Genomic DNA, 19,787 nt, shown 5'->3' on the forward strand with positions numbered 1-19,787 from the left:
CGCGCAGACGTCGCCGCGCAGCGTCTTCCGCGCCAGCTATGTCGCCCCCGGCTATACGAGCGAGCACGAGGACGTGTGGGTCGAGTCGATGCTCACGACCTCGACCGCCGAGGGCAACTACCCGGGCGACGGAAAGCAGAGCGAGAGCTGGCCGGGCTTCGGTGTCGGCGACATCGGCGTGCTCAACACGATGGCGCCCAAGCACTTCAACGTCGCCCGCATCGTCGACCTCGACCCCAAGCCCCCGATCCTGTGGGTGCGCGGCACCGCCGACGCGATCGTGTCGGACGCGTCGTTCTTCGACCTCAATCACCTCGGTGCGCTCGGCGTGATCCCCGGCTGGCCCGGCGCCGACGTCGCGCCCGCGCAGGAGATGGTGTCGCAGACGCGTGACGTGCTCGGCGCCTATGCGGCCGCCGGCGGCACGATCGCCGAGCTGACCCTCGACGGTGTGGGCCACTCGCCGCACCTCGAGCGCCCGGCGGAGTTCCGCGGCGCACTGCTGCAGGCCATCGGCTACGTCGGCCGCGCGGCCGACCCGGCGCCGCCGACCGAGGCGATCATCCTGAAGTCCGCCGACTGACGGCATCCCTCCGCGCGCCGCGGCCGGCTTCTCTAGACTCGAGCCATGAGCGCTTCCGGCGGCGGCAAGGCGATCGTCGCCGCGTTCCTGGCGAACCTCGGCATCGCCGTCGCAAAGTTCGCCGCGTGGCTGCTGTCGGGCTCGGCGTCGATGCTCGCCGAGGCGATCCACTCGGTCGCCGACTCGGGCAATCAGCTGCTGCTGTTGCTCGGCGGACGCATGGCCCGGCGCAAGGCCGACCGCGAGCACCCGTTCGGGTACGGACGCGAACGCTACGTGTACGCGTTCGTCGTCGCGATCATCCTGTTCTCGGTGGGCGGGCTGTTCTCGATCTACGAGGGCGTCGACAAGCTCACGCACCCGCACGAGCTCGAGAACGTCTGGATCCCGATCGTGGTGCTGGTCATCGCCATCGCGTTGGAGTCGTTCTCGCTGCGCACCGCCATCACGGAGTCGAACCACGTGCGCGCCGCGGGCGAGTCGTGGTGGGCGTTCATCCGGCACTCCAAGGCGCCCGAACTGCCGGTCGTGCTGCTCGAGGACGTCGCGGCGCTCACGGGCCTCGTCTTCGCACTGTTCGGCGTCGGCATGTCCGCGATCACGCACAACCCGGTGTTCGACGCGATCGGCACACTCATGATCGGCACGCTGCTGATCCTCGTGGCGATCACGCTCGGCATCGAGACGAAGAGCCTGCTCGTCGGCGAGGGCGCCAAGCAGTCCGATCTCGACGCCATCATGCGCGCGATCGAAGCCGGCCCCGAGGTCGACAAGCTCATCCACATCAAGACTCTCTACCTCGGGCCCGACGAACTGCTGGTGGCCGCCAAGCTCGGCTTCCCCGGCGAGCGGCCCCTGTCGCGCGTCGCCGCCGACATCGACGCCGTCGAAGCACGCGTGCGCGCGGCCGTGCCCGTCGCGCGTGTCGTGTATCTCGAACCCGACATCTACCGGCCCGTCTCGGGCGAAGCGCCCTCGACCGACGCCGTCGTGCTCCGCTCCGAGGATTGATACCGATGGATAGGCTTTCCCAGGTGAGCCTGAACACCGATCGCACCTGGAACCGCTTCTACGCCCCCGGCACGCCCACCGACATCGAGCTCGCCACGGGGTCGCTCGCCGACCTGTTCGACGAGCGCGCGGCGCAGTACGCGGGCCGCCCCGCGGTCACCTTCTTCGGGCGGTCGCTGACCTACCGGCACCTCGCCGATCGCGTCTCACGCGTCGCCTACGGTCTGAAGGCGCTCGGCGTCGGGCCCGGCGATCGCGTCGCCCTGGTCATGCCGAACACCCCGCAGCACGTCATCGCGTTCTACGCCGTGCTGCGCCTGGGCGGCATCGTCGTCGAGCACAACCCGCTCTACACCCGCGACGAGCTCGAGGTGCAGTTCCGCGACCACGGCGCGCAGGTCGTCATCACGTGGGACAAGATGGCGCCGGTCGTGCAGTCGCTGCCGGCCGACCTCGGCATCCGCACGGTGGTCTCGGTGAACGTCACCGAGGCGATGCCACTGGGCATGCGCCTCGCCCTGAAGCTGCCGATCGCGAAGGCGCGGGCCGCGCGCGAGAAGCTGACCGCACCCGCGCCCGGCACCGTGCCGTTCGGTCAGCTCGAGAAGTCGGCGCCGCTGGAGGCATCCTTCCCCCGCCCGTCCGTCAGCGACGTCGCGTGCCTGCAGTACACCTCGGGCACCACGGGCACGCCCAAGGGCGCCATCATCACGCACGGCAACCTGTGGTCGAACGCGCGCCAGGGTGCGGCGTGGATGCCCGAGTTCCGCCACGGCGAGGGCCGCATCTACGGCCTGCTGCCCATGTTCCACTCGTTCGGTCTGCTGCTGTCGGTCATCTACGCCGTCGAGACCGGATCGAACGCCGTGCTGTTCCCCACGTTCGACCCCGACCTGGTCTCGAAGGCCGCCGAGAAACTGCCGCCGACGTTCGTGCCGGCGGTGCCGCCGATGTTCGATCGGATGTCGCGCGTCGCCCGCGAGGGCAAGCTCGACCTGAGTGGGGTCGTGTACTCGATCTCGGGCGCCATGACACTGACCCCCGCGATCGTGAAGCGCTGGGAGGATCTGGCGGGGTCCATGCTCAACGAGGGATACGGGCTGACCGAGACGAGCCCCGTGGCGCTGGCGAACCCGTTCACCGACCAGCGTCGCATCGGTGCCATCGGCATCCCGTTCCCCTCGACCGACATCCGCGTGGTCGACCCGGAGTCGCCGGCCGACGAGGTGGCGCAGGGCGAGCCCGGCGAACTGCTCATCAAGGGCCCGCAAGTGTTCCAGGGGTACTGGAACCGACCCGAAGAGACCGCGCAGACCCTGCTCGACGGCGGCTGGCTGCGCACCGGCGACCTCGTCGTGCAGGACGAGGACGGCTTCGTCACAGTGGTCGACCGCAAGAAGGAGATCATCATCACGGGCGGCTTCAACGTGTCGCCCAGCGAGGTCGAGAAGGTGCTCGACACGGTGACCGGCATCGCGGAGTCGGCGGTCGTCGGCATCCCGCGCGGCGGCGGCGCCGAGGTCGTGACGGCGGTGGTCGTCCTCGAGCCCGGTGCGGACTTCGACGAGGACGTCGCGCGTGACGTCGCCCGCGAGCAGCTCGCCGAGTACAAGCGCCCCACCGCCTACAAGGTGTGGGAGGAGCTGCCGAAGTCGCTCATCGGCAAGGTGCTGCGCCGCAAGGTGCGCGATACGCTGATCGCCGATCGCAACGCCGTGCGCGCGGCAGCGGACGAGGAGGACTGACATGGAGTTCACGATCTTCACCGAGCCCCAGCAGGGGTTCTCGTACGATGACCAGCTCGCGTTCGCCCTGGCCGCCGAGCGCACGGGCTTCGACGCGTTCTTCCGCTCGGATCACTACATGCGCATGGGCGGCGGCGACCCACTGCCCGGGCCGACGGATGCCTGGACCACCCTCGCCGGCCTCGCCCGCGAGACCACGGCGATCCGCCTCGGCACCCTCGTGTCGTCGGCGACGCACCGGCACCCGGCGGTGCTGGCGATCCAGGTGGCGCAGGTGGACGCCATGTCGGGCGGCCGTGTCGAGTTCGGGCTCGGCACCGGGTGGTTCGAACAGGAGCACCGTGCCCTCGGCATCCCGTTCCCCGCGCAGCGGTTCGGCCCGCTCGAGGAGCAGCTGGCGATCGTGACCGGGTACTGGAAGACGCCCGTCGGCGAGACGTTCTCGTTCGCCGGCGAGCACTACACGCTCGAAGAGGCCCCGGCGTTGCCCAAGCCTGTGCAGGAGCGCATGCCCGTGATCGTCGGCGGCACCGGCGCGAAGCGCACGCCCCGGGTGGCCGCGCAGTACGCGACGGAGTACAACCTCGGCTTTCAGCCCGAAGACGTCATCGCCGAGCGGTTCGCCGCGGTGCGCGCGGCGTGCGAGCGGGCCGGCCGCGACCCGCAGACGCTGAAGCTGTCGGTGGCGCTGCCGACGCTCGCCGGGGCGAACGAGGCAGAGCTGGCGCGGCGCGCCGCGGCCTCGGGCCGCACGATCGAGGACTGGCGCGGCGGCCGTGACATCGTCGGCACGCCCGAGCAGATCGCTGAGAAGGTGGCGCGGCTGCGCGACCTGGGCGCCGAGCGCGTGCATTTCCAGCTGATCGACCTGCGCGACGTCGAGCACGTCGAGTTCCTCGGCACCGAGGTGCTGCCGCTCCTTCGCTGACAGCACCCCCTCACCTTGCGTCGCCGCGTATGGCGGGTGTTTCGCAGCGAGACGGTGCCTTCGTCACGATCGAAGCAGCTGGGCGCGAGGTTACCGGCGGTCTTCGAAGAAGGACTGCAGAAGAGTGGATGCCTCCGGCTCGCGGACTCCGGAGACCACCTCGGCGCGGTGCGGCAGGCGCCGGTCGCGCACGATGTCGTACATCGAGCCCGCGGCCCCCGCCTTGTCGTCCCACGCACCGAACACCAGTCGCGCGATGCGGGCCTGAAGCAGAGCTCCCGCGCACATCGCGCACGGCTCAAGGGTGACCACGAGCGTGCAGCCGTCGAGGTTCCACGAGCCGAGGGCGTCGGCTGCGGCGCGCAGCGCAACGACCTCGGCGTGCGCGGTGGGGTCATGGCTGACCTCACGCCGGTTGCGGCCCTCGCCGACGACGGTGCCGGAGGCATCCATCACCACCGCTCCGACCGGGACCTCGCCGTGCGCGTGCGCCTCGGCGGCGAGCGCGAGGGCGCGGTGCATCGCGCTGTCGTCGCGGGTGGAGGCGGGCAGGGTCACGTGCACAGCGTACGACCCCAGCCGATACTCTGGGCTCATGCGAGTGCACGTCGCCGATCATCCCCTCATCACCCACAAGCTCACCGTGCTGCGCGACGAGCGCACCCCGTCGCCGGTGTTCCGGCAGCTGACCGAAGAGCTCGTGACGCTGCTCGCTTACGAGGCGACGCGCAGCGTGCGGGTGGAGTCGATCGAGATTCGCACCCCGGTCACGACGACGACAGGCGTGAAGATCAGCGAGCCGCGGCCGCTGGTCGTACCGATCCTGCGTGCGGGGCTGGGGATGCTCGAGGGCATGGTGAAGCTGCTGCCCACCGCCGAGGTGGGATTTCTCGGGATGGTGCGCGACGAGGAGACCCTCGAGCCCACGACCTACGCCGAGCGGCTGCCGGCGGATCTGAGCGACCGGCAGTGCTTCGTGCTCGACCCGATGCTCGCCACCGGCGGGTCGCTGGGCGCGGCGATGGACTTCCTGTTCCAGCGCAGGGCCCGCAACGTCACCGCGGTGTGCCTGCTCGGCACCCCGGAGGGCATCTCGGCGATCGAGTCGCGCGCACAGGGGCGTGACGTCACGCTCGTGCTCGGCGCGCTCGACGAAGGCCTGGACGACAAGGCCTACATCGTGCCGGGGCTCGGCGACGCCGGCGATCGGCTGTACGGCACGGTCTGACGCGCGACCGGCGGGCTAGCCTTCCACGGACGGTTCGCCCTCGCCGAACAGGGGGCCGGCGGGCGCGCGGCGCCCGGTCTCCTGCTCCCACATCTCGAGCTGCTGCGTGAGTGCCTTGGCGAGCTCGAAAACCTGCTCGGGCGGGATGCGGATGCGACTGACCACGCGCGTGGGCACGACCAGCCGCTGCTCGCCCGTCTCGGGGTCGGTGTCCTCGTGCGGGGGCTGCGCGAGAGTGACGAAGTCCATCACGAACACGGTGGGCGTGTGCCATACGTTCGCGAAGTCGGCATAGTGGCCCGGCACGATGTCGGACGGCAGGTCGAAGTCGAAGTGGCTCGGCAGATCGTTCGTCACGGGACCCCCTCTATGCGGTCAGTCTACGGCGCCCACCAGCCGCGCGAACGCGCTGAGCCGTGCGACGCCCTCGGGGCGGTGGGGCAGGTCGTCGAGCAGGCCCGGCGAGTACACGAGGTAGGCGACGCACTGCGCGCGCGAGACGGCGACGTTGAGTCGGTTGCGCATGAGCAGGAACTCGAGGCCGCGGGGCACGTCGGAGGCCGAGGATGCCGCGAGCGACACGATTGCGACGGCCGCCTCCTGACCCTGGAACCTGTCGACGGTGCCGACGGGCACGTCGGGGTACCCGGCCTCGGCCAGCGCGCCCTGCACGAGATTCAGCTGTGCGTTGTAGGGCGTGACGACGATGAGGTCGTGCTGCGTCAGCGGGCGGGCGGCACGGTCGATGAGCGTGGCGCTGTCGACGTCGGTGAAGGCCCGGCCGAGCAGGTCGCGCACGATGCGCACGACCTCGGCGGCCTCCTCGGGCGACTCGGTGGCGTTGCCGCTGTGCCGCACGGGCACCACGTGCAGCCCGGGGTCGACGCCCTCGACGCGCCGGTGCGCAGCCGCCTCGTGCGAGGCGAGCCGCCCCTCGTACGACAGGGTCGAGACGGGTGCGGCGACGGCCGGATGCATGCGCCACGACTCGGCGAGGAAGTATCCGTACGCGGCAGGGAGCACGTCGTGCTCGCCGATGACCCACCCGAGCGCGGACGTGTCCACGGGCTCGGGATGCGTGCCCTGGCTGACCTGCGGCAGCTGCTGCGGATCGCCGCGCAGCAGCAGGCGCGGGGCAACCACCGAGACCGCGATGGTCGAGGCGAGTGAGAACTGGCCCGCCTCGTCGATGACGAGCAGATCGAGGCTGCCCCGCGGGTACCGGTTCTCGTTGCTGAAGTCCCACGCGGTGCCGCCCACGACGAACCCGGAGTCCTGGCGGGTCTCGGCGAAGGCGACGATGCCGTCCTTGCCGAGGATCGTGTAGCCGTGCGTGCCGGGTTCGCCGGGCTTCTTCGGTGCCTTGCCGACGAGGTCGCCGGGCAGCCCGGCATGAACGATCTTGTCGAGCATGTGCTCGACAACGGCGTGCGACTGCGCGACGACGCCGATGCGCCACCCGTGCTCGCGGACGAGCTGGGCGATGACATGGGAGCCGACGAACGTCTTGCCGGTGCCTGGCGGCCCCTGCACGGCGAGGTAGCTGCGGTCGAGGTCGCGCAACGAGCTGACCAGCGCGGGCACGTACGCGCCGTCGTGCACCGGCGCGAGCACCCCCGAGCGGGTGCGCGGCGGCACGCGACGCAGCAGATCGGTGGCGGGGTCGGCCGGGAATCGCTGCGGATCGGGGTCGGCGAGCAGCGCCTCTGCCCACTCCTCGATCGCCGTCTGCTGGCTGCGGGCCGGCGGAGGTGCGGCCGGGGTGAGGGCGAGCGGGAGCTGCGACCACGTGAACTCGCCGTGGGAGAGCTCCTCGATGAGCACCGAGTCGTCGTCGACCGCGAGCACGGTGCTGCGCCGGTCTGCGTGGATCCACCGCGACGACGAGGCGAACGGCCACGGCGCGGGCAGCTCGTAGAGCAGGGACGGGTTGGTGTCGACGCTCAGCCGCGTGCCTGGCGCGAACGTGCCGCGCACGCGCAGGTGGCGCCGGTCGCCGCGCTGGCGCCCCTCGCGGTGCCAGTCGCGCTCGACGGTCGTCCGGGCGGGGTCGACCCGCACGACGTCGCGGGTCTCTTCCCACACCCCGACGGGTTCGCGCAGACGCAGGAAGTGCATGGCCCAGAAGCTCTTCGCCTCGCGCGGGTAGTAGTCGATGGCCGCCGTGGCCAGCCGCAGGGCGCGCTCGTCGGGACCGGCCTCGCCCCCGGACCCCGCGAGCGCGTCGGCGCGCGCCGCGAGCTTCAGCGCCGTCTCCGACGGCGAATAGGGCTGCGCCTCGGGCTCGGTCTCGGCGGCGGGCGGCACCTGGCGCTCGCGCGCGAGCGCCAGCATCCAGTCCCGCAGTCGCAGCGTCGAGACGCAGTCGTCGCGGTTGTACTCGGCGATGTCGTCGAGGATCGCCTGGGCCGCGGCATCCCGTCCGTCGGCGCGCAGAGCCATCGCCTCGACGTACTGCACGATCGAGTCGTCGCCCTTCTGCACGTCGCTGGTGCGATGCTCGTCGCCCATGTACAGCGGCTCGAGCTTCTTGATCGAGTACGACCGCGAGCCGACGCGCAGCGCGCGCCGCACGATCGGGTACAGGTCGACGAACACACCGTCGCGCAGCAGCGTGTCGACCTCGGCCTCGCACACGCCGTACCTGGCCGCCATGGTGAACAGGTGGGTGGTCTCGTAGGGCGCGTAGTGGAAGATGTGCATGCCCGGATGCCGCGCACGGCGCGCCCCGACGAAGGCGATGAAGTCCTGCAACGCCTGCTTCTCTTCTGCGAACGTGTGCGCCCACAGCGCGCCGTACTGCTCGGCGGCGTCGACCCAGCCGAACAGGTAGTCGATGCCCCACGCCGCCTCGTCGTCGCCCTCGTGGTGCAGCGGGTCGCCCTCGAAGTCGAAGAACAGGTCGCCCGGATCGGGTGCCGGGATTCCGGCGAGCCCCGCCGACACCACGACGTCGAACAGCGGCGGCGTCCCCTCCGGCTCGGCCTCGCTCCGCCGCTGCAGCCGCGCCTGGGTGCGCAGCGACGCGAGGGCGTCGGGGCTCATCCCCGCCGGCGCCTCCGCCGCGGTGGCGAGCTGGTCGATGGTGTGCACGCCGGCTGCCTGCAGCCGGCGCCGCTGCGTGGGCCGCATGCCGGCGACCAGCAGCAGGTCGCGGTGGGCCTCGACCTGCATCGTGCACGTGGCGCAGCGCCCGCACGCGGCGATGCCGGGCTCACCCCATGCGACCACCGGTCCCGCGGCGCCTTCTTCGGGATGCTGGGCGGCGATCAGGCGACGCAGCCGGGCACGGCGCAGGACGAAGACCGGGAGCAGGTCGTCGACCCGATGCGTGCTGGTGGTGCCGTCGCCGAGCAGCAGCTGCACGACATCGGCCCGCGGGATGCCGAGACGGTCGAGCTGTGCGACGTATGCCGCGAGCTGCATGAGAGCGGTGACACGGGCGTGCCGGGCGAGCTTGGTGTCTTGCACGATGTAGCGGCCATCGCCGTCGCGCAGCAGGAAGTCGGCGAACCCGACGAAGTCGTCGGCGGCGAACGCCGCCTGGTAGACGACGTCCGCGCCCGCGCGCAGGGCCGCGGTGGTCTGGTCGACCGCGCCGCCGGGAGCCATGGCATCGCGCGCCTTTGTCTCGGGTATCTCAGCCACGCCGCCCGGGAACTGCGTGCGGTACCGCTCGAGCTGACGCTCCTCATGCACCAACCCCAGCGCACCCGCGCGGGCGAGCATGGCATCGTCGGGCTCGTCGACCTCGTCGATGCGGCCGAGCCGCGCGTCGAGCAGGCGCACCCATGCGAACTCGCACTCGGACGACGCCTTGAGGTCGCTCGCACTCCAGATGACCCGCCCTGCCTCGTCGATGCGCATGAGTCCCCTTCGTCTGTTCGCCTGCGCTCCACGCTAGCGAGCACCACCGACACGCGCCGCACCTGTCAGACTGGGGGCGTGAGCGAGAGCCTGCCCTTCGAGAGCGCGTACCGGCACGGGTTCGCGCGCGTCGCCGCGTGCACGATCCCCGTCGCGATCGCCGACCCCGCCGCGAACGCCGAGGCCGTCATCGCGGCCGCGCAGGAGTGCGACCGGGATGCCGTCGCCGTCGCGGTCTTCCCCGAGCTGTGCCTCACGGGGTACGCGATCGAGGATCTCGTGCTGCAGGACGCCGTGCTCGATGCGGCCGAGCAGGCGATCGCGCGGGTGGCCGAGGCATCCATCGATCTCCTGCCCGTGCTCGTGGTCGGCGCGCCGCTGCGCCACCGCAACCGCCTCTACAACTGCGCGGTGGTGATCCATCGCGGCGAGGTGCTCGGGGTGGCGCCGAAGTCGTACCTGCCGACGTACCGCGAGTTCTACGAGCGGCGCTGGTACGCACCGGGCGAGCCGTTCTCGGGCGAGGCGATCCGCATCGGCGAGCACGAGGCGGTCATCGGCACGAACCTGCTCTTCGACGTGCGCGACGTTCCCGGTCTCGTGCTGCACGCGGAGGTCTGCGAGGACCTCTGGGTGCCGATCCCGCCGTCATCGCGCGCGGCGCTGGCGGGCGCGACTGTGCTCGTGAACCTCAGCGGCAGCCCCATCACGATCGCGCGCGCCGACGACCGGGGACTGCTGTGCCGGTCGCAGTCGCTGCGCTGCCTGGCGGCCTATGCATATGCTGCCGCCGGTATGGGCGAGTCCACGAACGACGTCTCGTGGGACGGCCAGACGATGATCTTCGAGAACGGGATGCTGCTGGCCGCCACCGAACGCTTCCCCGACGGGCCGCGGCGCAGCATCGCCGACGTCGACCTCGACCGGCTGCGCCAGGACCGCCTGCGCCAGGGGACGTTCGACGACAACCGCGACGCCCACGACGACTTCCTCACCGTCGAGCTCGAGCTGAGCCCGCCCGCCCACGACATCGGGCTGCGCCGGCACCTCGACCGCTTTCCGTTCGTGCCCGACGACCCGGCACGGCTCGCACAGGACTGCTACGAGGCGTTCAACATCCAGGTGTCGGGGCTCGAGCAGCGCATGCGCGCCATCGGCGGCCCGAAGCCCGTCATCGGGGTCAGCGGCGGCATCGACTCGACGCACGCACTGCTGGTGATTGCCCGCGCGATGGACCGGATGGGCCGGCCGCGCAGCGACATCCTCGCCTACACGATGCCCGGGTTCGCGACGAGCGAGAACACGAAGTCGAACGCCATCGCCCTGGCCGAGGCGATCGGGGCGTCGATCGAGACCATCGACATCCGGCCCGCCGCGGCCGAGATGCTCGAACGCATCGGGCACCCCTTCGCCGATGGCGAGCCCGTGCACGACGTCACCTTCGAGAACGTGCAGGCCGGGCTGCGCACCGACTACCTGTTCCGCCTCGCGAACCAGAACGGCGGGTTCGTCGTCGGCACGTCCGACCTCTCCGAGCTGGCGCTCGGCTGGGCGACGTACGGCGTCGGCGACCAGATGAGCCACTACGCGGTCAACGCGGGCGTTCCCAAGACACTCATCCAGCACGTCATCCGGTGGGTGGTCGCCGACGGGCAGGTGGATGCCACGACCGCCGCCGTGCTGCAGTCGGTGCTCGACACCGAGATCACGCCCGAGCTCGTGCCCGCCGACGCCGACGGCAACGCGCAGTCCACCGAGGACCGCATCGGGCCGTATGCACTGCACGACTTCACGCTGTGGCACGTGCTGCGCTACGGACTGCGTCCGTCGAAGATCGCGTTCCTCGCCGAGCACGCGTGGGGCGACGCCGACGCGGGTGCGTGGCCGCCCGGGTTCCCCGCCGACGCCCACCACGCGTACGACCGGCAGACGATCGTGCGCTGGCTGCGCGTGTTCCTGCAGCGGTACTTCGCCTTCGCGCAGTTCAAGCGGTCGGCGATCCCGAACGGGCCGAAGGTCACCGCCGCCGGATCGCTGTCGCCGCGCGGCGACTGGCGCGCCCCGTCGGACGGCAACGCCCGCGCCTGGCTGGCCGAGCTCGACTCCGCCCTGCCCTGAGCCGCGCGTCAGTTCAACGGCGCCGACGCCACCGAGTCGGGCGCTGACTCTGGGCGTTCGCTTGCCGCGATTCGCGGGTCGGTGTCGCAGAACGCGGCGAGTCAACGAACGCCTCGACGCCGTCCACGCGCTCACGTGCCGCGTTTTGTGGGCACGGCCAGCAGAACGCGGCACGTGGATGCCTGGCGCCCGAGTGCGTCACTGCCTCGAGCGCGCTCGCGGTGCCGATACCCCGGCTGCAGGCGCGGCGATCAGACCAGCGCGGCCTGCTGACGGATGATGCTGGGGCCGTGCGGCGCGGCCTCCACGAGCATGCGCGCGGGCAGCTGCTCCTTCATCGTCTCGACGTGGCTGATCACGCCGACGGTGCGCCCGCCCTGGCGCAGCTCATCGAGGGTGCGCATCGCCAGTTCGAGGGTGTCGGCGTCGAGCGAACCGAAGCCCTCGTCGATGAAGAGCGTGTCGAGCCGGATGCCTCCGGCCCGTTCGGTCACGACCTGCGCCAGGCCGAGGGCCAGCGCCAGCGAGGCCAGAAATGTCTCGCCGCCAGACAGCGACTGCGGCGGGCGCGGCCGACCGGTGTACGCGTCGACGACCTCGAGCCCGAGGCCTGCGGCACCGCGTCCGGTGACGGCATCGGTATGGCGCAGGAGGTACCGGCCCGACGACATGTCGTCGAGTCGCAGGTTCGCGGCGGCCACGATCTCTTCGAGCTCGGCCGCGAGGACGAACGTCTCGAGGTCCATCTTCTTCGCGTTGCGGCCGGTGACCGCGTCGGCGAGCCCCGTGATGAGCGTGTGCTCCGCCGCGGTCTCGGCGATCGCGTCATGGGCCGCACGCGCACGGGTGCACCGGTCGCGCAGGGCACCGAGGGTCTGCTCGGCGCGCACTGCCCGGTCGACCGCCGTGGTCCAGCGGGTCTTGGCGTCGGCGAGCGCAGCGGCGGAGGCGTCCACATCGACCGGCTCGTCGGGAGTGCCGGCGAGCTCGAGCTCGAGCTCGCGCAGCCGGTCGACCTCGGTCGCGAGGGCCACCTCGTGGTCGCGTATGCGCGCGGCCCGCTCGTCACGCTCGTCTGCGGTCAGCAGCGCCGCGGTCACGGCAGCGGTGTCGACGAAGTCGGAGGCGGCGATGCGCGTGTCGCGCTCGGCGGCGGCAGCCGTCGCCGTGGCGGCGGCCTCCGCCGCGGTGCGCTCGGCCGACACCAGGGCGCGTGCCGCATCGCGGCGGCGGGTGGTGCGGGCGATGCGGTCAGCCACGGAATCGTGATCGCCGCGGGCCGCGACCACGATGTCGCGGGCCGCCGTGGTCTGGTCGCCGAGCACGGCGACCTCGCTAGTGGCGGTCGCGAGCTGTTCATCGAGATCGGCACGAGCCACGGTGTCGGCGGTCTGCGCGGTGAGAATCGTCGCACGATCGACCGTAAGTCGGTCGCGGTGCTCTTCGGCGATGCGGGCGGCGGTGACCGCGGCGTCTGCCGACGCCTGTTCCGCGGCGAGCTGCTCGGCCGTGGCACCACCGGCACGCGCCATCGCCTCGGCGTAGGCCGCGCGTGCGGTGCGTGCGGCGTCTGCGGCGAGGCGCTCCGTGTCGACGGCGGTGTCCTTGTCGGCGACGGCTGCGTCGATCATGGCGTCGGTGACCGGGTCGTCCGCGGGCGCGGCGGGCTGAGGGTGCGCGGTCGAGCCGCACACGGCGCACGGTCTCTCGTCGATGAGCTGCGCGGCCAGCTCACCCGCATACCCGGTGAGCCGACGCTGCAGCAGCGCACTCACCTGGGCGGCCGCCGACTCCGCCGCCTTCGACGCACCGGCGTGCCGCTGTTCGACCGCCCGCCGGGCGAGCTCGAGCTCTTCGGCTTCGCGCGCCGCAGAGAGGCGCTGTTGCGCGGCGGTGAGGGCGGCCTCGGCGGCCTCGCGCAGGGCGGCGGCCGTCGTCTGCTGCACGAGTTCTCTATCGAGGTCGGCGATCAGCCCTGGATACTCGGCAAGGCGCGTATCGACCACGGTTCGCTGCGCGGTCAGCGACTCCACCCGCTGCTGCGCGGCGGCCAGATGCGCCTCGAGTGCGGCGAGATCTCGTTCCTTCACGGCCGCATCGGCCCACCGGGCGAGGTCGCCGGTCATCTGCTCGATGAGCGCCGACAGATCGTCGTGAGACTCGTGCGCACCGGCGTTCGCCGCCGTCCACGCGGTGCGCGCGGTGGTTTCCGCTGTGATCGCGGCAGTCGCCGCGGCGGCGGACGCTTCGGCGCGGTCGATCGGGTCGCGCAGCAGCTCCGCTGCGCCGGCCGCCGCAAGGCCGGCGCGATCATCGGCGATCTGCGGGGCACGCTGTTCCAGAGCGGCCAGCGCGGTGCGCGAAGCGTCCCGCCGATGCTGCGTCTCGCGCACTGCGACCTGCGCACTGTGCGCGAACCCCGCGGTCAGGTGCGCCGCCTCGGCCTCGTCGCGCTCGCGCGCCCGGGTATCGGCGCGGTAGGCGGCGCGCTGGACCGCCCGGTCGACCGACTCTATCCGCACGGCGACATCGCCTTCGCCATCAGCCGCAGGACCTCCAGCCTCATCGCCGCCCAGCTCGTGCTCGGCGATGAGCCCTTCGGCGTCGGCCAGCAGGTGCTCCACGGTCGCCTGTTCGCCGGCCAGCTGCTCCCCCGCGGTGCGGCGGCGCTGCTCGAACGTCTCCTGATAGTCGCTGTACGTGCGCGAGCCGAACAGTGTGCGCAGCAGCGTCTGACGGTCGTCGTTGCGGGCGAGTAGGAACTGCGCGAAACGGTTCTGCGCGAGCAGGATCACCTGCAGGAACTGCTGCTGGCTGAGCCCCACGATCTCGTCGAGCAGCAGCGCCACCTCGCGAGGCTTGGCCGCGCGGCCGATCCACTCCCCACCGACGAGCTCGTCGAGTCGCGCGGCGTGCGGCACCGTCGTGAGCCCCGTGCCGCGGGCCTTGGGGCGTTCGTGCTCGGGTGCACGCGTGACCCGCCAGCGCGCGTCGCCGACGGTGAACTCGAGCTGCACCTCGGTCGGGTCGTCGGGCGCGCAATGGTCGCTGCGCAGCCGCTTCTCGGTGCCCTCGTACCGCGGCACGCTTCCGTACAGCGCAAAGCACACCCCGTCGAGGATGCTCGACTTGCCCGCACCGGTGCGCCCGGTGATGAGGAAGATGCCGTCGGCGTCGAACGCATCGAAGTCCACTCGCTGGCGTTCGAGGAACGGCCCGAACCCCTCGATCTCGAGGCGATGCAGCTTCACGCCATCGCCTTCGCCGCGACCCTGTCGCCGATCACCTCGCGCACGAGCTCTGCCTCGGCGGCCGTGACCCCCTCCCCGTTGCGCACATGCACGAGGAACGCGTCGACGAGCGCAGCGTCGTCGCGGGCGGCGCGCACGCGACCGGCGAACGTCTCACCGTCGTCGACCGCGCGTACGGCCGGCGCATGCCGCACCTCGGCGCAGTGCGGGAAGCGCTGCTGCAGCCGGCGCATGACGTCGACCTGCTGCGCGGTGTCGGTGTATTCGGCACGTACCCACGCGGCCTCGACCGCGGCGAACCTCTCGTCCGTCAGCAGTTCGTCGAGCGCTCCCCGCAGCGTGACCAGCGGGCGGGGCACCGGCAGATCGAGCCACTGCGCCGCGGCGAACCCGGCGTCGTCCAGGTCGATCAGCCATGAGCCACGCGGCTTGTCGCCCTCGCCGAAGCTGTAGTGCAGGGGCGCGCCGGCGTACCGCACGGTGTCGCTGAGCCGACTGCGCCCGTGGATGTGACCGAGCGCCATGTAGTCGACGCCGTTGAACGTCGACAGCGGCACGACGTCGAGCCCGCCCTGCTGGATGTCGCGTTCCAGGTGCGGCGTCGCCGCCACACCTGCGGCGAAGCAGTGCGCGATCGCCACGGTGCGCGCGGTGCCGTCGTCGGCGCGGCGGGCCGCGGCATCCGACCGCACCAGCTCCATCGCATGCGCGAGGGTCTGCGCCTGCGTGCGTGTCTCCAGCCCCTCCCACAGGTGCCGCACGAGCGTCGGCTCGAGGAACGGGATGCCGTAGAAGTGCACCGGTCCGTGCGCATCGGCCACCGTGATCGGGGTGCCGATCGCGAGCGGATCGGTGAGGATGTGGATGCCGTCGCGCAGCAGCTTCGCCTGGAAGCCGAGCCGGGCCGCCGAATCGTGGTTCCCGCTCGTGACGATGACGGTGGCCCCGGTCTCGCGCAGCGCGACGAGCGTGTCGGTGAGCAGCGTGTAGCACCCGGCAGCAGGCGTCGACGAGTCGAAGACGTCACCGGCGACGACCACGACGTCCACCCGGTGCGAGCGCACCTGCGCGACCAGCACCGCGAGCACGTCGGCCAGGGCGTTCAGGGTCTGGTGGCCGTGGAACGTCCGCCCGATGTGCCAGTCGGAGGTGTGCAGAATGCGCATGACTCCACGGTAGGCGCGACCTCCGACACCGCTCGGGCGGCACCCCGGGGATCAGCGACGCGTCTTCCTGCGGCATCTGGATGCCTGCGGCCACACCCTGCACGAGCCGGCCGACCAGCAGCACGGTCGAGTCCGGCGCCAGGGCGCACACGGCGCTCGTGGCCGTGAACACCGACAGACCGATGAGGAACAGCACCCGTTCGATGCCGGCGACGGTCGCGTTGTTCTGCGCCATCGCGGGCAGGTCCTGGGTATCGCCACAGCCGATGCTCAGCCCCACCGCTGCGCCACGCCGACGGCGAGCGCGTCGCGGTCGCCGCCGTGGCGGTCGGCATCGCCCACAGGGCGCTGGATGAGGTCATCGTCCTCGCGATCCGGATAGTCGATGCCCAGCTGCTCGAACTCGTCGCCCGTGTGCGACCTGGCGCACTCCTGTCTCGTCCCTCCGAGCATGCGCAGTCCACGGGGGCGAGTGCACAAGGGTTGACACGAGGGTGGATGCTGCGGCTATGTCGTCTGCGCGTCGCGCGCCGCGCGGGCGGCATCCCGATCCCGCCCGACTGCCTCGCCGAGCAGCTGACCGCCGCTGGTCAGCAGGGCACGGCGCCACGGCAGCACGCCCTCGATCTCGATCTGGATCGAGATCGACAGCACGGTGCGGATCAGCACGATCAGGCCCAGGATCGCCGCCTCCTCGAGCGAGGGCTGCGAGGTGATCGTGCGGATGAGGTCGGCGGCCACCAGCACTTCCAGACCCAGGAGGATGGCCGATCCGAGCGTCGTGCGCAGCACCTGGAACGATGCAGACCCGCCCTCGCCGCGGCGCAGCGCACGGATGCCGAGGACGACCGCGACGACGAACCCGATGCACATCGCGAGCGCACCCAGCGCCTCGAACACCACAGCCACGACCGTGAAGACCGACTCGAAAGCCGCAGTGAATCCCATGGACGCAGAGTAGTGCAGAAGCTAGCGACGCTGCTTCAGGATGCCGGCCCGCTCGGGATGCGCGTCGAACCAGTCGGCAACGTACCAGCACACCGGCTGCACCACGCGGTCGCCGCGGGCTTCGAGCTCGGCCACCGCACCGCCGACCACCTCCGCCGCGTAGCCGTGGCCACGGAAACCGGGCACCGTGTACGAGCGCACCATCGCGACGGTCGTGCCGTCGTCGCGATAGTCCAGCACGCTCACGAGCTGATTCCCCTTGCGCAGCGCCCAGCGCGAGGCATCCGGTTCATGGGAGAACTCGAGTGACGTCATGCGGCCTACCGTAGGCGGCCCGAGGATGCCGCGGGCCGATTGCCGCGAGATTGAGCAATCTGTCACTTTTCGCAATGAGCGGGGCCGTCGAGCCGTGCGATTTGACGCGATCGGACGCATTCCGACATAATCAGCGACATGACGAACAACGCACGCTCTCTGTCCGCCCGGGAGGCGAACGGGACTGCCGGCACCATGATGGCCGGCCGCGTTGTCATGTGTTGTCGAATGTGCCGCTGAATCGGTGACCCCCGCCCGGCTCGCGCAGCTCGCCTCCGATCTTCTCCGCCTGCGCTGAGCCCCCCAGCACCGCACTGCGTGTGACGGCTGCTGTGCACCCGGTCTCACAACGGACCGCGATACGACACACACCCGAACCCGATCAAGGGCTCACTCTCCTCGAGGACACTCCCATGTCGACCACCGCTCTGCTCGAACGTCCCACCACCCGCACTCCGGCCCGACGCCCCACGCTGCGCCCGCTGAACCCGCCGCCGGCGGCCCCGGCGCCCGCCCCGGCGGCGCCTGCCGCACCGACCCGTGCCCTGCCGGCCGGCACCGAGCCGCGTGGTTTCGCCCTGTACGTGGGCATCGACGAGCAGAAGGCCGCAGCATCCGGCGTCAGTCTCGGGGTTCTCGTCGACGCCCTGCGCCGCACCCTCGCCGACCTCGCGCCCGACGCCGAGACCTACGCCACCGTGGCCCTCTCGCCCGTGGGAGCCGGCGGCCGCGACGTGGACGTCGTGCGGCTCGCGCTGCACGAGCCGAGCGCCATCGCGCGCACCCAGCCCGACCCCGACGACGACGACTTCGTCGCCGGCGGCGTCGTCGTCGACAGCTCGCGCACGCGCGTGCTGATCGACGGCGAGTCGGCGGCGTTCACGTTCAAGGAGTTCGAGCTGCTGCAGTACCTCGTGCTGCGCGAGGGCAGCACAATCGAACGCAGCGAGCTGGTGTCGTCGCTGTGGCAGGGCGCGCCGGCGCACGACGCCCCCGGCGAGCGCACGATCGACGTGCACGTGCGACGGCTGCGGGCCAAGCTCGGGCGGTACGAAGACATCGTGCGCACGGTGCGCGGGGTCGGCTACCGCTTCGACCGGCACGCCGACGTCAACATCCGCTACGGGCACGGCACCCCCTCACCCGACCGCTTCTGAGTTTTCGCGGGCGGCACCTCGCCCCCGGCGCCGCCCCACACCCGTTCGGTCGTCGCACATGCACAGCCCGCGCGCGAGACACCCGCCCTACGCGACGACTCGATGTCTGCGCCGGCGGCGGCGAGCCCGTCACCGGTAGCCGCCGTGTCGGCGGGCCTGCGTAGGGTGGGCGCATGAGGGCGGTGGCGGCAGGGAGGAACGCCACGGGTATGGATGCTGCGCGCAGCACGCCACTCCTCGAGACCGTATACCGGCCACGGCACCCGCTCGACCTGCGGCGCACGGTGCTGGTGCAGCGCCGCGGTGCGGGCGACCCGACGATGGCCGTACACGGCGGCGTGATCTGGCGCGCGAGCCGCACACCCGAGGGCGTCGCTACCCTCGCCCTGCGCGAGACGGCGCCCGGCGCCATCCGCGCCGCGGCCTGGGGGCCGGGGGCCGACTGGGCGATCGCGCAGGTGCCGGCACTGTGCGGCGCACACGACGATGCCACCGGGTTCGATGCGGCGCGGCATCCACTCATCGCCGACGCGCACCGCCGTCACCCCGGCCTGCGGCTGGGCCGCACCGACCTCGTCTTCGATGCGCTGGCCGGCGCGATCATGGAGCAGAAGGTGACCGGCCCGCAGGCGTTCGGCGCCTGGCGGCGCCTCGTGTCACGGCACGGCGAGCGCGCGCCCGGCCCCACGCCGAAGCCCCTGTTCGCCCCACCGGCGATCGACGGCTGGCAGCGGGTGCCGTCGTGGTCGTGGCACCGCGCCGGGCTCGAGCCGCCGCAGGCCCGCACGATCGTCGAGGTCGCCCGCCGCGGCGGCAGCATCGCCCGCGCGGTCACCGCGGCCGCCTGTGGCGAGGACTGCGACCGGGTGCTGACCGCTATGCGCGGCATCGGCCCGTGGACTGCGGCCGAGACCCGCATCCGGGCGCGCGGCGACGCCGATGCGGTGAGCGTCGGTGACTTCCATCTCGCGCACGAGGTCGGGTATGCGCTGGCGGGCGCGCGCACGGATGACGATGGGATGCTGCAGCTGCTCGCTCTGTGGCCTGGCCACCGCCAGCGGGTGATCCGGCTGATCGGCGCCAGCGGGGTGCGCGAGCCGCGACGGGGTCCGCGACTGCACGTCGAAGACCACCGCGATCGCTGAGGACGCCTACGCTGGAGTCATGACCTCTTCCTCGGGCACGGGCTGGCCGCGCGGCCGCATCGGCTGGATCGCCGGCACCGTCATCCTTCTCGTGCTCGGCGTGATCGTCGGGCAGGTGCTGCAGAACGTCCCGCTCGGGCTGCTGCTGGCCGTGCTCATCGCGCTCGGCTGGATGATCGCCTACGAGTCATGGCGCGGCGGGCGTCTGGGCACGCTCGACGACCCGGACGACGACGGCGCCCGGCTCTGATCCGGGGTCGGCGGCGGAGAACACGTGAAGATCGCCGTCGCCGGGGGGCACCGGACTCGTCGGAACGCTCACGGC

16 protein-coding genes and 1 pseudogene are annotated in these 19,787 nt (G+C 71.7%); 9 read left to right on the forward strand and 8 right to left on the reverse strand.

Features of this window, described 5'->3' with window-relative positions; genetic code table 11:
* From ACK5IN_RS04765 to ACK5IN_RS04780, 4 genes and pseudogenes are all read left to right on the forward strand, one after another.
* Window positions 1-583: pseudogene (locus ACK5IN_RS04765) on the forward strand (alpha/beta hydrolase); the annotation flags it as partial.
* Window positions 584-628: 45 nt separating this feature from the next.
* The gene (locus tag ACK5IN_RS04770; protein ID WP_416895065.1) at window positions 629-1,594 is read left to right on the forward strand and encodes a cation diffusion facilitator family transporter; all 966 of its coding nucleotides are present in this window, start codon (window positions 629-631) and stop codon (window positions 1,592-1,594) included.
* A gap of 5 nt (window positions 1,595-1,599) precedes the next feature.
* A complete protein-coding gene (locus ACK5IN_RS04775) occupies window positions 1,600-3,339 on the forward strand; it encodes a long-chain-fatty-acid--CoA ligase (protein WP_416895066.1) in 1,740 nt (579 codons plus the stop codon).
* Between the two features lies 1 nt (window position 3,340).
* Window positions 3,341-4,267: an LLM class F420-dependent oxidoreductase gene (locus ACK5IN_RS04780; protein WP_416895067.1), complete on the forward strand. Its 927-nt coding sequence runs from the start codon at window positions 3,341-3,343 to the stop codon at window positions 4,265-4,267.
* Between the two features lie 90 nt (window positions 4,268-4,357).
* On the opposite strand, the gene tadA is transcribed toward ACK5IN_RS04780, so the two are convergent.
* A complete protein-coding gene (tadA, locus tag ACK5IN_RS04785) occupies window positions 4,358-4,825 on the reverse strand; it encodes a tRNA adenosine(34) deaminase TadA (protein ID WP_416895068.1) in 468 nt (155 codons plus the stop codon).
* A gap of 37 nt (window positions 4,826-4,862) precedes the next feature.
* On the opposite strand from tadA, the gene upp reads away from it, so the two are divergent.
* Complete coding sequence (upp, locus tag ACK5IN_RS04790; RefSeq protein ID WP_416895069.1) at window positions 4,863-5,495, forward strand: uracil phosphoribosyltransferase; 633 nt, start codon at window positions 4,863-4,865, stop codon at window positions 5,493-5,495.
* Window positions 5,496-5,510: 15 nt separating this feature from the next.
* Here upp and ACK5IN_RS04795 read toward each other — a convergent pair whose 3' ends face one another.
* Window positions 5,511-5,852: a DUF3467 domain-containing protein gene (locus ACK5IN_RS04795; RefSeq protein ID WP_416895070.1), complete on the reverse strand. Its 342-nt coding sequence runs from the start codon at window positions 5,850-5,852 to the stop codon at window positions 5,511-5,513.
* Window positions 5,853-5,870: 18 nt separating this feature from the next.
* Window positions 5,871-9,362, reverse strand: a complete 3,492-nt coding sequence (locus tag ACK5IN_RS04800) for a TM0106 family RecB-like putative nuclease (protein ID WP_416895071.1) — start codon at window positions 9,360-9,362, stop codon at window positions 5,871-5,873.
* Window positions 9,363-9,440: 78 nt separating this feature from the next.
* On the opposite strand from ACK5IN_RS04800, the gene ACK5IN_RS04805 reads away from it, so the two are divergent.
* On the forward strand, window positions 9,441-11,480 hold the full coding sequence (locus ACK5IN_RS04805) for an NAD(+) synthase (RefSeq protein WP_416895072.1): 2,040 nt from the start codon (window positions 9,441-9,443) through the stop codon (window positions 11,478-11,480).
* A 251-nt stretch (window positions 11,481-11,731) separates the two neighbouring features.
* On the opposite strand, the gene ACK5IN_RS04810 is transcribed toward ACK5IN_RS04805, so the two are convergent.
* The 5 genes from ACK5IN_RS04810 to ACK5IN_RS04830 all read right to left on the reverse strand — a co-directional run bounded on the left by ACK5IN_RS04810 (window position 11,732) and on the right by ACK5IN_RS04830 (window position 17,160).
* Window positions 11,732-14,731 (reverse strand): AAA family ATPase, encoded by a 3,000-nt coding sequence (locus ACK5IN_RS04810; RefSeq protein ID WP_416895073.1) that lies wholly within the window; start codon window positions 14,729-14,731, stop codon window positions 11,732-11,734.
* Entirely contained in the window at window positions 14,728-15,897 is a 1,170-nt protein-coding gene (locus ACK5IN_RS04815; RefSeq protein WP_416895074.1) for an exonuclease SbcCD subunit D, read from the reverse strand. Before ACK5IN_RS04815 ends, ACK5IN_RS04810 begins: the two co-directional genes overlap by 4 nt.
* Window positions 15,898-16,167: 270 nt before the next feature.
* Window positions 16,168-16,377 (reverse strand): hypothetical protein, encoded by a 210-nt coding sequence (locus ACK5IN_RS04820; RefSeq protein ID WP_416895075.1) that lies wholly within the window; start codon window positions 16,375-16,377, stop codon window positions 16,168-16,170.
* Between the two features lie 27 nt (window positions 16,378-16,404).
* Complete coding sequence (locus ACK5IN_RS04825; RefSeq protein WP_416895076.1) at window positions 16,405-16,845, reverse strand: DUF1622 domain-containing protein; 441 nt, start codon at window positions 16,843-16,845, stop codon at window positions 16,405-16,407.
* Window positions 16,846-16,866: 21 nt separating this feature from the next.
* Entirely contained in the window at window positions 16,867-17,160 is a 294-nt protein-coding gene (locus tag ACK5IN_RS04830) for a GNAT family N-acetyltransferase (protein ID WP_416895077.1), read from the reverse strand.
* A 413-nt stretch (window positions 17,161-17,573) separates the two neighbouring features.
* Here ACK5IN_RS04830 and ACK5IN_RS04835 point away from each other — a divergent pair, with 413 nt between their 5' ends.
* The 3 genes from ACK5IN_RS04835 to ACK5IN_RS04845 all read left to right on the forward strand — a co-directional run bounded on the left by ACK5IN_RS04835 (window position 17,574) and on the right by ACK5IN_RS04845 (window position 19,712).
* Window positions 17,574-18,317: a winged helix-turn-helix domain-containing protein gene (locus ACK5IN_RS04835; RefSeq protein ID WP_416895078.1), complete on the forward strand. Its 744-nt coding sequence runs from the start codon at window positions 17,574-17,576 to the stop codon at window positions 18,315-18,317.
* A gap of 209 nt (window positions 18,318-18,526) precedes the next feature.
* Window positions 18,527-19,462, forward strand: coding sequence for a DNA-3-methyladenine glycosylase family protein (locus tag ACK5IN_RS04840; RefSeq protein ID WP_416895087.1), 936 nt, complete (start codon window positions 18,527-18,529; stop codon window positions 19,460-19,462).
* A 19-nt stretch (window positions 19,463-19,481) separates the two neighbouring features.
* Window positions 19,482-19,712: a hypothetical protein gene (locus tag ACK5IN_RS04845; RefSeq protein ID WP_416895079.1), complete on the forward strand. Its 231-nt coding sequence runs from the start codon at window positions 19,482-19,484 to the stop codon at window positions 19,710-19,712.
* Window positions 19,713-19,787 lie beyond the last annotated feature (75 nt).

This window comes from Microbacterium sp. (assembly GCF_047971895.1).
GTDB lineage: Bacteria > Actinomycetota > Actinomycetes > Actinomycetales > Microbacteriaceae > Microbacterium.